At 51.3% G+C, this 13,992-nt stretch carries 10 protein-coding genes; 9 read left to right on the top strand and 1 reads right to left on the bottom strand.

All coding sequences use genetic code 11. The features are described 5' to 3' along the window. The first annotated feature begins 2 nt into the window (after positions 1-2). The 7 genes from Q1A54_RS19520 (at position 3) to Q1A54_RS19550 (ending at position 12,053) form a co-directional block, all read left to right on the top strand. On the top strand, positions 3-1,043 hold the full coding sequence (locus tag Q1A54_RS19520; protein ID WP_299991557.1) for a SusE domain-containing protein: 1,041 nt from the start codon (positions 3-5) through the stop codon (positions 1,041-1,043). A 147-nt stretch (positions 1,044-1,190) separates the two neighbouring features. Beyond that, the gene (locus Q1A54_RS19525; protein ID WP_299991559.1) at positions 1,191-3,659 is read left to right on the top strand and encodes a TIM-barrel domain-containing protein; all 2,469 of its coding nucleotides are present in this window, start codon (positions 1,191-1,193) and stop codon (positions 3,657-3,659) included. Positions 3,660-3,723: 64 nt separating this feature from the next. Then, a complete protein-coding gene (locus Q1A54_RS19530) occupies positions 3,724-5,298 on the top strand; it encodes an alpha-amylase family glycosyl hydrolase (RefSeq protein WP_299991561.1) in 1,575 nt (524 codons plus the stop codon). 21 nt (positions 5,299-5,319) lie between these two features. Then, the gene (locus tag Q1A54_RS19535; protein ID WP_299991563.1) at positions 5,320-6,495 is read left to right on the top strand and encodes an aldose epimerase family protein; all 1,176 of its coding nucleotides are present in this window, start codon (positions 5,320-5,322) and stop codon (positions 6,493-6,495) included. Between the two features lie 555 nt (positions 6,496-7,050). Further along, a complete protein-coding gene (locus tag Q1A54_RS19540) occupies positions 7,051-9,783 on the top strand; it encodes a glycogen debranching protein (RefSeq protein ID WP_299991565.1) in 2,733 nt (910 codons plus the stop codon). Positions 9,784-9,879: 96 nt separating this feature from the next. Continuing rightward, the gene (locus Q1A54_RS19545) at positions 9,880-10,785 is read left to right on the top strand and encodes a LysR family transcriptional regulator (RefSeq protein WP_196120257.1); all 906 of its coding nucleotides are present in this window, start codon (positions 9,880-9,882) and stop codon (positions 10,783-10,785) included. A 62-nt stretch (positions 10,786-10,847) separates the two neighbouring features. Then, positions 10,848-12,053 (top strand): threonine synthase, encoded by a 1,206-nt coding sequence (locus Q1A54_RS19550; protein WP_299991567.1) that lies wholly within the window; start codon positions 10,848-10,850, stop codon positions 12,051-12,053. Between the two features lie 8 nt (positions 12,054-12,061). Here the strand turns inward: Q1A54_RS19550 and Q1A54_RS19555 are convergent, their stop codons facing one another. Then, positions 12,062-12,868 (bottom strand): DUF1206 domain-containing protein, encoded by an 807-nt coding sequence (locus tag Q1A54_RS19555; protein ID WP_299991569.1) that lies wholly within the window; start codon positions 12,866-12,868, stop codon positions 12,062-12,064. Positions 12,869-13,041: 173 nt separating this feature from the next. Here Q1A54_RS19555 and Q1A54_RS19560 point away from each other — a divergent pair, with 173 nt between their 5' ends. Together Q1A54_RS19560 and Q1A54_RS19565 are read left to right on the top strand one after the other, a co-directional pair. Beyond that, positions 13,042-13,416 carry a methylglyoxal synthase gene (locus tag Q1A54_RS19560; protein ID WP_299991572.1) on the top strand — a complete coding sequence of 125 codons (375 nt, stop codon included), beginning with the start codon at positions 13,042-13,044 and terminating at the stop codon, positions 13,414-13,416. 101 nt (positions 13,417-13,517) lie between these two features. Beyond that, positions 13,518-13,904 (top strand): hypothetical protein, encoded by a 387-nt coding sequence (locus Q1A54_RS19565; protein ID WP_299991574.1) that lies wholly within the window; start codon positions 13,518-13,520, stop codon positions 13,902-13,904. Positions 13,905-13,992 lie beyond the last annotated feature (88 nt).

Here is a 13,992-nt window from a genome sequence, read left to right on the forward strand (position 1 = left end):
ATATGAAAAGCACGATAAATAAATTATTTACCCTGTGCCTTATGTCGCTGGTGCTGTTCTCTTGCGAGAAAGACGAAGAGCGGCTGGTACTTCGCCCTGGTGCCGTCCCTACCCTTGCTGCCACTGAAAGCAGCGTGGAGCTGACAGCAGAAACAAAGGGGGAAGATGCGATTACCATGAACTGGACAGCCGCTGATTACGGCTACCAGGCAGCTGTTACCTATACCCTGCAGTTTATTGCAGAAGGTGGTGACTTTGAGACAGCCAGAGAAATAGAAGCAACACCAGGTACGACAAGCAGAACCTTGACCGTAGCGGAGCTGAACACCCTGGCCACGCAGCTGGGTCTGGCGCCAAACAACGAAGGCACTATACAGGCACGTGTCCGATCTTCTGTGGCAGAGAGTGTAACACCAGCTTATTCGAACGTAATTTCTTTCAACGTGACCCCGTTCCTCGACATCATCGAGTACGTGTCGCTTTGGGTTCCGGGCAGCCACCAGGGCTGGAACCCAGGCGAGGCACCAAAGGTATCGTCTGTGAATGATAACGGTGTGTATGAAGGGTTTGTGAATTTCCCGGAGACGGAGACAAACTTCAAGTTTACGCCGGAGCCTAACTGGGACAATGACTTTGGAGGAACCAGCAGCGGCAACAAAGGCACGTTGACAGAAAAAGGAGACAATTTAGTTGTAAACGGCACAGGCTATTATTTGCTTAAAGCAAACACTAACCAGATGACATGGGAAGCTATCAGAACAACTTGGGGTGTGATTGGTGACGCGACAGGCAGCTGGGATAATGACCAGAACATGACCTACGATGCTACCGAGCAGGTATGGAAAGCCACGCTTAACCTCTCAGTGGGTGAAATCAAGTTCAGAGCCAACGACGCCTGGGACATCAACTTTGGCGACGACAATGCCGACGCCAGTCTGGAGTATGGCGGAGCCAACATCCAAGTGGAAGAGGCCGGACAGTATGAAGTAGTTTTGAATCTGGCTAATCCGGGTAACTATACCTATTCCCTGACCAAGCTTTAAGATGCGAAGCTCGCGCACAGACTTAACCATAGCATACTGCTGCGAACTGCACCTTTAAACTAAGCAAACCCGGCAGGCTACTCCGCTTGGCCGGGTTTGTTATATACAGACCTTTTGTTTTCAACCTTTCAGCAAAAATCTCCCTCTATGAAGATTTTCTACAATGCGCTGGCTGCCCTCCTGCTCACCTCGGCGCTATACCTGCCATCTCAGGCGCAAAACAGCCCGATCAGGGAAGTCGGCTCCGTAAATAATGTCAGCATCTCCGGTCAGAAAGTAAACCTGACCACCGACCGAAACAACCACGTGGAAGTGACGGTCTATACCCCGACCGTGGTGCGTGTGCGCATGGACAAGCAGCCACTTGGCAAAGACTTTTCCTATGCCGTGGTCACGCAGCCGCAGCAAACCAAAGTGAACATCACGCAAAACGATAAAGAAGTGTCGATCGTGACTGACTCTCTGCAGGCACGCATCACCAAAAACCCATTCTCGGTAGCTTTCCTGACCCGCGACGGCAAGGTGATCAGCCAGGACGAAGAAGGACTGACTACTTCGTGGATTGGAGAAGAAGTGACCACCTACAAAAAGATGCAGAAGGGCGAGCGCTTCATCGGACTCGGTGAAAAGACCGGCGGCCTTGACCGACGCGGCAGCGGCTATACCAACTGGAACACCGACGCCTATGCCTATACTACTAACCAGGACCCGCTCTACACCACTTTCCCTTTTTACATCGGTATACACAACGGTCTCAATTACGGCATTTTCTTCGACAACAGTTACCAAAGTGATTTCAACTTTGGAGCCAGCAACGACCGCTTTTCTTCTTTCGGAGCACAAGGTGGCGAGATGGATTACTACTTCTTCTACCACACCAAACTGGCCGATATCATCGGGAGCTATACCGGGTTGACAGGCCGCATGGAGCTGCCTCCACTGTGGAGCTTGGGCTACCAGCAGAACCGCTACTCTTACTACCCGGAAACGGAGGTTTTCCGCATCGCCCAGACCCTGCGCGAGAAGCGTATACCTGCCGACGGCATCACACTGGACATCCACTACATGGATGCCTATAAACTTTTCACCTGGGATAAGTCACGCTTTCCTGATCCTGCTGCTATGAACAAAAAGCTCAAGGATATGGGCTTTAGAACGACTGTAATCGTGGACCCGGGCATTAAGATCGAAGAAGGCTACGGTGCTTATGAACGTGGCGTGAAAGACGATGTATTCCTGAAGTACCCGGACGGAAAATACTATGCCGGCGAGGTATGGCCAGGCTGGACGCACTTCCCGGATTTCACGGGCGAGAAAGGCCGTGAGTGGTGGAAAAAGGAGATCAAGTTCTTTGCCGACACCAATGTGGATGGTTTCTGGAACGACATGAACGAGATCGCCACCTGGGGTCAGAAAATGCCTAACAATGTGCTCTTCAATTTTGAGGGCAACATCACCACACACAAGGAAGGTCGCAACGTATACGGCCTGCAAATGGCCCGCGCCAGCTACGAAGGTGCCCGCCAGCACATGCCCAACAAGCGTCCGTTTATTCTGTCACGTGCCGGCTACTCGGGTTCGCAGCGCTACTCCGCCATCTGGACGGGCGATAACCGCGCTGAAGACAGCCACATGCTGCTCGGCATTCGCCTACTCAACAGCCTTGGTGTAACTGGGGTTTCTTTCTCGGCCATGGACATTGGTGGCTTTACCGGCAATGCGCCGGTTGGTCTGTTTGCCCGCTGGATTCAGTTAGGTGCCTTCACCCCTTACTTCCGTAACCACACTGGTGTGAACACCCGCTCAGCCGAGCCCTGGGCTTTTGGCGAAGAAGTGACCGAGATTGCCCGTAACTTCATTAGCCTGCGCTACCGCCTGATGCCGTACATCTACTCCAACATGTACGAATCTACGCAGTCCGGACAGCCGCTGATGCGCACGTTGGCCATTGACTATACCCACGACCCAAATGTATACAATGGTGAGTTCGACTCACAGTTCCAGTTCGGCAAGGCCTTCCTGATCATGCCGTTTGAGAGCACAAAGAACTATGGCAAGGTATACTTCCCGCGTGGCAAGTGGTACGACCTCTGGACCGGCGAAGTGAAGCAGGGCAACCGCGAAGAGATGATCGGGGTGCAGTACAACAAACTACCGATCTATGTGAAGGAAAGCAGCATCATCCCGATGCAGTCGCTGGTGCAGCACATGGGCGAAACCCCGACCGACACCCTGACCATACATGTGTATCGCGGCGATGTGGCCAACAGCTTTGTGTACTACGAAGATGACGGCGAAAGCTACGACTACCAGAAAGGGGCCTTCTACAAGCGCACCATCACCTATGACCCGCGTCGCAAGACCATCACTTTCGGCGATGTGGAAGGCAACTTCAAAACGAAGTTCAACCACGTGAAGGTAATGCTGCATGGCTTCGATGCGAAGACTAGATTCCAGTTCAATGGCAAGCGTGCTAAAGTGCAGGAAGACTTTGCTTCGTTCATCGACCCGGTTTCCCGCTTCGATCCGCAGGGTACTGCTAATCCGAGAATTGGGTATGGCGTACGCAGCATGGTCGTGCGGAATGATAACGGGAGATTTACAGTCGGCTTTTAATTGATCTGGCCTCCTCAGCATCTCGGTTCTGTGGAGGCCTTTTTCTACCTCAAAACAAACAACCATGAAAAAACTAAACCTGCATCATCTGCTGCTTATACCTGCGCTATACCTGGCGACGGGTTGCAGCTCTACAAACCAACCGGACAGTCAGCCTGTTGCTACCGCCAATGAATGGCCTCATGGTGTGAGCTACGAAATATTTGTGCAGTCCTTCTGCGACTCGGACAACGACGGGATCGGCGATATTAAGGGCATGTCTACCAAACTTGATTACCTGGCTGAGCTAGGTATAGAAGGCATTTGGCTGATGCCGATGAGTCCATCGCCTACCTACCACAAATACGACGTGACCGACTATACCGGCATCCACCCGGATTACGGCACCATGGAAGATTTCAAAACCTTTCTGGAGGAGGCGCACAAGCGCAACATTAAGGTCGTAATTGACTTTGTGGTGAACCACTCGAGCAATCAGCATCCCTGGTTTGTAGAGTCTGCCAAGGACGAAAATAGCCCCTATCGCGATTATTATGTATGGGCACATAAAGACGATCCGCAGACCAAAAGTGAGGGCAAAACCACTGGCGATGACTCGCACAACGTGCACCAGTGGCATGAGGTAAAAGGCAGCGATTACAAATACTTTGGTTACTTCTGGGGTGGCATGCCTGACCTGAACTTCGACAACCCGAAAGTACGTCAGGAAGTGTATAAGATTGGTCGCTACTGGCTGGAGGAAGTGGGCGTGGATGGCTTCCGACTCGATGCGGCCCGCCACATTTTCCCGGATGACAGACCGGCTGATAATCACCAGTTCTGGGAGGAGTTCAGAGCCGAGATGCAGAAAGTGAAACCGGATGTATACCTGGTAGGTGAGGTATGGGCCGAGGCTGATGTTGTGGCTCCTTATACCAAAGGCCTACCTGCTCTCTTTAACTTTGAGATGAGCTGGAAAATACTTGACGCTCTGAAAACAGGAAACGGCGACTCGCTGGCGATCCACCATGACCGCATCATCAACACCTATCAGCAGGTGAATCCTAATTTTGTAGACGCTACCATCCTGAGCAATCACGATCAGAACCGCATTATGAGTGAGGTGAACGGCGACATGAACAAGGCCAAGGTAGCGGCTGCGTTGCTATTTACATTGCCGGGTGCTCCCTATGTGTACTACGGCGAGGAGATCGGGATGCAGGGCAAGAAACCGGACGAGCAGATACGGGAGCCTTTCCTGTGGGACACGAAAGCAAACGACGATTGCCGCGCTTCCTGGGTGACGCCCGAGTACAGTACTGAACAGAACGTTAGGCCAATGGCGCAGCAGGCACAGGATCCGAACTCTCTCCTGAACCACTACAAAGCCTACATCCAATTGCGCAACAGCAGTAACGCCCTGACACGTGGCGAACTCGAACCCGTAGATATGCAAAACAGGGCAGTGAGTGCTTTTCTGCGAACAATGGCCGACGAGTCAGTGCTCGTGCTGCACAACTTATCTGGTAATACCACGAGCGTTACCCTACCTGCCAACCTGCGGGAGCATGGCAAACTGGTACATCAACACAATGCTGCGAAATTAAATGGCAGCACAGTACACCTGCCTGCTTATAGCTCTATCATTCTCAGCAAATAAAAGACGAACAGCAAAAAGAATATGCAAAAATATAACGGCCGCCGTACCTTACTGATGCTAACTCTTCTCGGAAGTCTGAGCACCGCCTGTCTGATGGGCTGCTCAGGCAACGACAGTCAGACAGAGCAAGCCAACAGTACAGAACAGACAAGTATGATGGAAATAAAATCAGAACCTTTCGGCACCGCCCCCAACGGGCAGGAAGTGCAGCTTTATACCCTGACCAACGACAGCGGCATGACCGTGAAGATCACCAATTATGGCGCGATCGTGACGTCTATTCAAACACCTGATCGCGAAGGCAACCTGGGTGAAGTAGCGCTTGGATTTAACAACGTGGATGGCTATGTGCCCAACGATCCGCATTTCGGTGGCATTGTGGGCCGCTACGCCAACCGCATCGCCAAAGGCAAATTCACTTTAGATGGCGAAGAGTACACCCTGGCTGTGAACAACGCCCCCAACCACCTGCACGGCGGCATTACCGGATTCGACAGAGTTGTATGGCAGGCAGAGCCATTGCAGCGGCAAAATGCCATCCGCCTGACCTATGTGAGCAAAGACGGAGAAGAAGGCTATCCGGGCAATCTAACGGTAGTGGTCACTTATACTCTGACAGGCTTCAACGCCCTCAAGATCGATTACGAAGCCACCACCGACAAAGCCACGCCAGTCAACCTGACGAACCACAGCTATTTCAATCTGAGCGCCGGCAAGGAAAAGGACATCCTTAACCACATTGTCACGATCAATGCTGATCAGTTTACGGCCACAGACGAGACGCTTATACCTACCGGAGAGCTGGCTTCTGTGAAAGGAACGTCTTACGATTTTACCACACCGCAGCGAGTGGGTGACCGCATCGAGAATCTGCAAGGCTATGGATATGACCTGAACTACGTTGTAAGGAATGGAGGTGACAAACTGGTACACGCTGCCACTGTAGAAGACCCAAGCACTGGCCGCGTCATGGAAGTACACACGACACAGCCAGGCATTCAGTTCTACACGGCCTATCATCTTGACGGCACCCTGACCGGTCACAACAACACGACCTATAACCGCTACGCCGGCCTCTGTCTCGAAGCGCAGCACTACCCCGATTCCCCGAATCAGGAGAGCTTCCCTTCGACCATTATCAGGCCCGGCGAGAAGTACAGTGAAACGACGGTGTATAAGTTTGGGGTGAAGGAGTAGGAAGGGTAATTATGGTGATAAAGGATGGCGAGGATTCATTTGCATAATGCAACTGCTCCCTTTTGAGTATAGGGCCGTTAAGTTCTAGCAAATTCTCCCCTTGAGGACAAGTGAGACGCGAGTCGAAACTTGCGAGCGAAGCTCTCAGAGGGGTGTTTTCAACTGCAGGCTAATCTAGAATTAGTCATTTAAAGCATTTTACCAACGCAATCAACACCCCTATAATCCCCTCAAGGGGATAGTTTTCGACAGAATTCAACAGCCCCATCCAGAACAGGGGGACTTGAGTAACTGCCAGTTCACAAGTATAGACTCTGTAACCCAGACCATATGAACCACTGGCAGATATAGCAAGACTAACTCGCACGCCAACAATGAAACAAATAGTGGTGCCAGGTGCACCCTTTGACGCTCCACTGTTTGAGCGTTCAGCGAGTTTGGAGCGTCTTGATTTTTTTGCTTACTTTTTTCATCAAGGAAAAAAGTAAGGCCCGCCCGGCCAGGGCATACCCTGCCCGCCGCACAGGCGAAACTAAAACGCATTAACGTTAACCAATGACTAAATACACTTACATAAAAGCAGCAAGCATAGCAGCCCTCCTAACCGCAAGCGCCTGCAAAACGCCGCAACCAGACACTGGTACAACCACCGAAACAGTCAGCACAGAACAAGCAATCTGGCAATCCCAAGCCTATAGCATTTACCCTGACCGCGTCGTTCAAGGTGACCACGTAGCACAGGCACTATCCCCTACCGAGATCACCTCCAGCTACCAGAGCCCGGCCAATGAATTTCAGTCCCCAGAGATTCTGTTCAAATTCAGCATCAACAGCAAAGACAATGAAATGCCGCCTGGCATGGACCACCAGTTCGTTTGCCTCGCCGAGGAAGGTGGCAGCTGCGAAACACCAATTATCAAGTTCGGACAACAGCTGAAGGCTACTGAGCCGGCACCGGCCAAGGCATTTCTGCCACCGAACACACCCCTCACCGTGCGGGTGGATATGCGCGAAGTGCTGGATGCCTTTGCGAAGCAGGGATTCTACACCGCCTACAATGGCAGCAAGGTATACAAAGACGATTTTAAAGGCGTTTACATTGCCGGCAATTCCTCACCCCTCTCTTGGGATTTTGATAATCTGGCGAGTCGCGAAGGGATGGAACTGGAGGACCCGGACGGCGATGGCATCTATGAAGTGACGCTCAATATGAATGCGCACCGTGAAGAGAAACTCACAGCCTCCCATTGGAAACTGAGCCTGCCAATCGACAAATATCCGCAGTACAAATCCGACTACGTGCTGACCGATGCACTCTACAACATGACGCTGGAGGAAGTGGTGAAGAATATCGAGGAGGACGGCACTTTCCGTACCGGTAAAGAATGGGCTGGCGTCTGGACCCGCGACATCAGCTACAGTCTGATACTGGGTTTGGCTGCCATTGAGCCGGAGATAGCCCGCAAAAGCCTGATGCGAAAAGTGAAGAACAAGCGCATCATTCAGGATACCGGCACAGGTGGAGCCTATCCCGTTTCGACAGACCGCATTGTGTGGGCCACTGCCGCCTGGGAGATCTACACCGTAACCGGCGACCAGAACTGGCTGCGCGAATCCTACGAGATCATCCGTAACTCGATGGAAGATGATCTGCTCAATGCCTTCGACCAGAAGACAAACCTGATGCGGGGCGAGTCCTCTTTCCTCGATTGGCGAGATCAGACTTACCCGAAATGGATGCAACCTGCAGATATTTATACCTCGCAAAACCTGGGCACGAACGCTGTGCATTATCAGGCTAATGTGCTGCTAAGCCAGATGGCGATGTTGCTAAACGACAAACAGGCGTCCGATAGGTATAGATACGTAGCTGACAGCATTAAGCAAGGTATAAACCAGCAGCTGTGGCAGGAAGACAAAGGCTATTACGGACAGTACCTGTATGGTCGCAACTATCTGTCGCTGTCACCAAGAGCCGAGGCATTGGGTGAGGCTCTCACAGTATTGTTTGGTATAGCAGATGCTGACAGAGCAAAAAGAGTTGTGGCCAGCACCCCGGTTTATGACTTCGGCGTACCAAGCATTTTCCCGCAGATCCCGAACATTCCGCCTTACCACAACAACGGCACCTGGCCTTTTGTGCAGGCTTACTGGACACTGGCCGCCGCCAAAGCCGGTAACGAAACCGCCACTGTGGAGAGCCTCAACGCCATCTACCGTCCTGCCGCGCTATTCCTCACCAACAAGGAAAACTTCGTGGCCAGCAACGGCGACTACGCCGGTACGCAGGTGAACTCCGACCGCCAATTGTGGAGCGTGGCCGGCTACCTGGGCATGACCTACAAACTGCTTTTCGGCATGGATTTTCAGGCAGATCAGCTGGTGTTCAAACCCTTCGTACCGGAGAGTTATAAAGGCAATCGCAGCCTGACCAATTTCAGGTACAGAAATGCCGTACTTGATATCCAGATGGAGGGCTTCGGCAACAGCATCCGCAGCATCACAATGGACGGACAGCCACTGGAAAGCGCTACTATACCTGCGTCGCTCACAGGCCGCCATACCGTGAAGATCGTGCTGGGTAATGCCTTATCAGAAAAAGGAACACAGAACAAAGTAGGCCACCACGTAACACCTGTCGCGCCCACTGCTACGTTTGCCAACGGCAGGTATAGCTGGCAGGCTGTGGAAGGCGCGGTGAACTACACCGTGCTCAAAAACGGTAAGCCGCTGCAGCAAACCACTGAGACGGGTATAGCGGTACAGCCAGAGGGCTATGCCGAGTATCAGGTGATCGCGACGGATGCGGCTGGTTTTGGCTCTTTTACGAGTGAACCGGTAGCCGTATATCCTGCCGCGCTGGAGCAGGTATACGAAGCTGAGGCTTCAGCCACGCCAGCCAAGCAACCCTACAAAGGCTTCACAGGCAAAGGCTTTGTGGAAGTGAGTAAAAAGGTGAACACAACCATCACCTTCAAAGTAAATGCGCCACAGGTAGGCTTGTATGCTATTGACTTTCGCTACGCCAACGGCAACGGACCGATCAACACCGACAACAAAGCCGCTATCCGTACGCTGCGCAAAGGCAAAGAAATGGCCGGCACCATCGTACTGCCGCAGCGAGGCATTGGCGAGTGGAGCGACTGGGGCTATACAAACAAGGTATGGGTACAGCTCGAGAAAGGATCCAACCAACTCACCCTTACTTTTGAGCCGCAAAACGAGAACATGAACGGCGAGATCAACCAGGCCATGGTCGACCACATGCGTATGATCCGGGTGCAGTAACAGGCCCGTCAAACTAAGGAGAGAGCTCCTGCCAAAATCCGGGCAGGAGCTCTTTTTTTGTTACGATTTCGTTATACTTACACAAACAGGTATAACATGCTCTCTCACCGACACGAGATTTTTATGGAAGTGGCCCGGCTGCTAAGTTTCACCAAAGCTAGCCAGACCCTTTTTATCAGTCAGTCTGCTATCAGCAAGCACATCAAAGCGCTGGAAGAGTTCTACAAGACCGGCCTCTTCGAACGGCTGGGCAACAGCGTTGTGCTTACCCCCGCCGGCAAGCTGCTTTATGAAAAACTACTGTCTGCCAAACAACTGCAACACGAGCTTTACCAGAATTTCAAGCAACTTAGTGAGAACTTTTCTCCGCAGGTTAACATGGTACTGGGGGCGAGTACCACTATCTCGCTCTACATCCTGCCGCCGGTGCTCTCAGCCTACCTGCAGCAAAATCCCAATGTGCAGCTCGACCTGAAAAACCGGAACAGCGAGAATATCCTCAAAGCCCTGCTCGACCACGAAATAGACCTGGGCATTGTGGAGGGCATCAATAAGGTGAGTAACGTGACTTATACGCCTTTCCTGACCGATGAAGTGATCGCCGTCTGTTCTTCCCGTAATCCGCTCAAAAAGCAGCAACTGGAGATCCGGGACCTGTATGAGATTCCGCTGGCGCTGCGGGAACGGGGTTCGGGCACACTGGCCGTGCTGGAACTGGCACTGGAGCGGAAGCAGGTGAAGTTAAATGAGCTGCCCATTAAAATACGACTTGGTGGCACAGAAGCATTAAAGAACTTCGTGCGGGTAGATACCTGTCTTTCTTTCCTCCCCCGGCAGGCGGTAATAAAAGAATTGCAGTCTGGTGAGTTGGTACAGGTACCAATCAATGGACTTACCATAAAGCGGAGCTTCAATTTCATACAGCGCAAAGGCACCGAGAACAATTTCCCTTACAAAAATTTCATTCAGTTTACGAAGCGATATTATTCCAAAATGGAATAGCCTATTCCTTAAAGCTATTTTGTTTGGTCATATCAGGAATGTTAATTGCCGTAAATACTGATATGGAAACGACGCTTCAATCCTTAGTAAGCCACCTCAGCACATTATCCTGCTCAGGCTGTGGCAAACAATATTCTCCCTTCGAAAAACAGACAGTTTCGGCTTGCTGCCAGCTGCCTTTGCTAGCTGGGTATAATCTTGCCGAGTCATTTAGCAAAGAGGTACTGCAAAAGCGGGAAGGCACCATGTGGCGCTACCTCGAAATGCTGCCCGTGCTGCACGAAGAAAACATCGTGAGTCTTGGCGAAGGCTATACCCCTATTCTGAAGCTAAGCAACCTTGCTAAAAAGTACGAGCTCCGCTCCCTGCAGCTGAAAGACGAAGGCCAGAACCCGACCGGCTCTTTTAAAGCTCGTGGACTCAGTATGGCGATCACCAAAGCAAAAGAGCATGGTGTGGAAGGCTGCATTATACCTACAGCTGGCAATGCCGGCGTTGCCATGGCGGCCTATTGCGCTAAGGCAGGTATGCGTGCCACGGTGGTCATGCCGCGCCATACGCCAAAGGCTTTCCGGGACGAATGTTACTGGTACGGCGCTGAGGTGGTGCTGGTGGATGGCCTGATCAACGACTGCGCCGCCAGAGTAAAGGAGCTTAACAGCAAAGGTGAATTATTGGACGTGTCGACACTGAAAGAGCCTTACCGCATCGAAGGAAAAAAAACGATGGGTTATGAGATTGTCGAACAGGGCAACTGGGAACTGCCTGACGTGATCCTATACCCTGCCGGCGGTGGCACCGGACTGATCGGAATCTGGAAAGCCTTCAAGGAAATGAAGAAAATCGGCTGGTTGCCGGAGGATATTAAACTGCCGCGTATGGTGGCAGTACAGGCCGAGAACTGTCGTCCGCTGGTAGAGACTTTTTACGGCAGACAAGCCAATGCGCAAAACTATATGGGCAAACCAACTATCGCCAACGGACTTGCTGTGCCTCGTCCACTGGGTGAGCAACTGATGCTGCAGACACTGCAGGAATCCGGCGGTACGGCCATCAGCATCAGCGAGCAGGAAATGATAACAGGACTGAAAGAACTGGGCGCCGACGAAGGACTGTTTGTAGCACCCGAAGGTGCAGCCGTCTGGATGGCCACCCGCAAGCTGGTCGACACAGGTTGCATCTCACCCGATGAAAAGATTCTCCTGCTCAACACCGGTTCCGGGCAGAAGTACATGGAAAACCTTTCTGGTGTGTTTGCGGAGGACTAAACCTGCCTTCAGTCTCTCCTAAACTTGTAAAATACACTGAAGATAAACATAAAAAAGCCATAGCAGATCGTACCCAGCGCCACCAGGAAAAAGGCTGTGTCACCCACTGTGCCTCCACCTATAAAATCGAAAGCTGAATCGGTATCTCCGACCGCGTTTTCGTCTTGCTTGATAGCGCCGCGCAGCAGAAAGTAGCCAAGCACGAGCAGGATGATGCCACGTGCAAAATATCCTGCCCATGCCAGCGCGTGGATGATGCGCTTTTTATACTGCTCTAGTTCACCCAGATCCAGGCGCTTGTTATAGGCTCCCTGTATGACGTATTGGAACTGCATCAGGCCAGTCAGCATAGTGACCACCCCAGCCGCGCCAACCAGCCATGGACCTGCATCCCAGGCCAGTATTTTGGCGATCATCAGTTGCTGCTCCTCTTCACTGTTTCCGCCGCCTCCGGTCAGCACTTCGTAGGCTGAGAAGGCAATAAGCCCATAGCCTACACCGCTCAGAGCAACCCCTACCCTTTTGCCTATACCTTTCAGGTCTTTCCCAAACTCGTAGGGGTCCGTTATAGCTTCGAATACCCGCCAGGCGATATAACCGACCATACCAATCAGCACTACCCAGACCAGTACTTCTCCTAAGGTATATTCAAGCAGATAATCCAGTGCACGCTCTTCATCAGCATCATCCTCTGACCTGCCAAACAGCGAGAGTATCGCCATGCCCCCCAGCAGTACATACACGAGACCGATGGATACACAACCGTAACGGGCCAGCCACTGCGCAATCTTTCTGTACTTTTTATCTACTGTCATGGGTAGTTTTTCTCTTTCCTTCTGAATCAGACGCTGTAGGGTGTCTCGCTCTTTTGACGAGAGACATGATCTTTCAGTTTAGAATTTAGATTATAAAGGTGAAAAGCTTATCTTCACTAACTCAACAGCAACAGCACTGAGGCCCTACTGACACTAGCTATACATCATACCTTATGACAACCATTGCACTGATTGCCCACAACAACAAGAAGACGGAACTACTCAACTGGGTAAAAGAGAACCAGCAGGCCCTGCGCCAATACAAGCTGATTGGGACGACCAACACTTCCAAGCTGATCAATGAGCTTCTTGACATGAACATCGAACCCTTCGGCCACGGCCCAAGCGGTGGTGATATCCTGCTAGCCGCCCGCCTGCTTCAGGGTCAGATCCAAAAGGTGATTTTCTTCATCGACGTAGAAACCCCACACGGCCACGAGCACGACATCCAAACACTGATCCGCACGGCGGTACTCAACAACATTCCTATTGCTTTGAATAAGGCATCAGCTGATTTGATCGTGCTGGAAAGAAAAGATCAGGTATAAATTCATAGATTCAACTCCACACATAGTGCAGATAGTATGAGTAGGTACTCCTGCTATCTGCTAGTTGTGGTACATTTAAATTAATGAATATTAGCCCTTCAATGATTGCTAACGCTGGTCTTGCCCTGACAGTAATTGTAGCTATGGCGGGAGTAGATAAGAGATTAAGGAGTGACAAAACTTTGCTAATTGTGGGTATAGTAGCCTTGACAATTGGTATTGTTGGATTCTTAGTTAGAAGTGAAAGTACAGAAATGGCAAGAGGGAATGCAGCTGACTTTTTGTTTGGGCCTTTCATCTATGTGCTTTCATATGGACTTCTTAGAAAGCTGTATAAAAGTATCTACAATGTTGAACCGACTTTTGTATGGTTATCAGGCTATGACGCAGATGACTTGAGAGAGGTTAATTTTCTCGATAAAGTTGTCTATATTCTGCCACTGCTGTTGGGAATGGTGCTTCCATTCATTGGGAAAGTATTCGAATAAAAACTTGTTACAACAACTAAGGCTTCGTTGGGTACGGAGTGCCGACAATGAAGCCGCGGTTGCACTAACCGTGCGACGCGCTATGGGT

The sequence above is a fragment of the uncultured Pontibacter sp. genome, assembly GCF_947502515.1.
Lineage (GTDB): Bacteria > Bacteroidota > Bacteroidia > Cytophagales > Hymenobacteraceae > Pontibacter.

Bases quoted from the DNA above. Each gene is read 5' to 3' on its own strand.
- Q1A54_RS19520 (WP_299991557.1), top strand. From the start codon at position 3: ATGAAAAGCACGATAAATAAATTATTTACCCTGTGCCTTATGTCGCTG.
- Q1A54_RS19525 (WP_299991559.1), top strand. From the start codon at position 1,191: ATGAAGATTTTCTACAATGCGCTGGCTGCCCTCCTGCTCACCTCGGCG.
- Q1A54_RS19530 (WP_299991561.1), top strand. From the start codon at position 3,724: ATGAAAAAACTAAACCTGCATCATCTGCTGCTTATACCTGCGCTATAC.
- Q1A54_RS19535 (WP_299991563.1), top strand. From the start codon at position 5,320: ATGCAAAAATATAACGGCCGCCGTACCTTACTGATGCTAACTCTTCTC.
- Q1A54_RS19540 (WP_299991565.1), top strand. From the start codon at position 7,051: ATGACTAAATACACTTACATAAAAGCAGCAAGCATAGCAGCCCTCCTA.
- Q1A54_RS19545 (WP_196120257.1), top strand. From the start codon at position 9,880: ATGCTCTCTCACCGACACGAGATTTTTATGGAAGTGGCCCGGCTGCTA.
- Q1A54_RS19550 (WP_299991567.1), top strand. From the start codon at position 10,848: ATGGAAACGACGCTTCAATCCTTAGTAAGCCACCTCAGCACATTATCC.
- Q1A54_RS19555 (WP_299991569.1), bottom strand. From the start codon at position 12,868: ATGACAGTAGATAAAAAGTACAGAAAGATTGCGCAGTGGCTGGCCCGT.
- Q1A54_RS19560 (WP_299991572.1), top strand. From the start codon at position 13,042: ATGACAACCATTGCACTGATTGCCCACAACAACAAGAAGACGGAACTA.
- Q1A54_RS19565 (WP_299991574.1), top strand. From the start codon at position 13,518: ATGATTGCTAACGCTGGTCTTGCCCTGACAGTAATTGTAGCTATGGCG.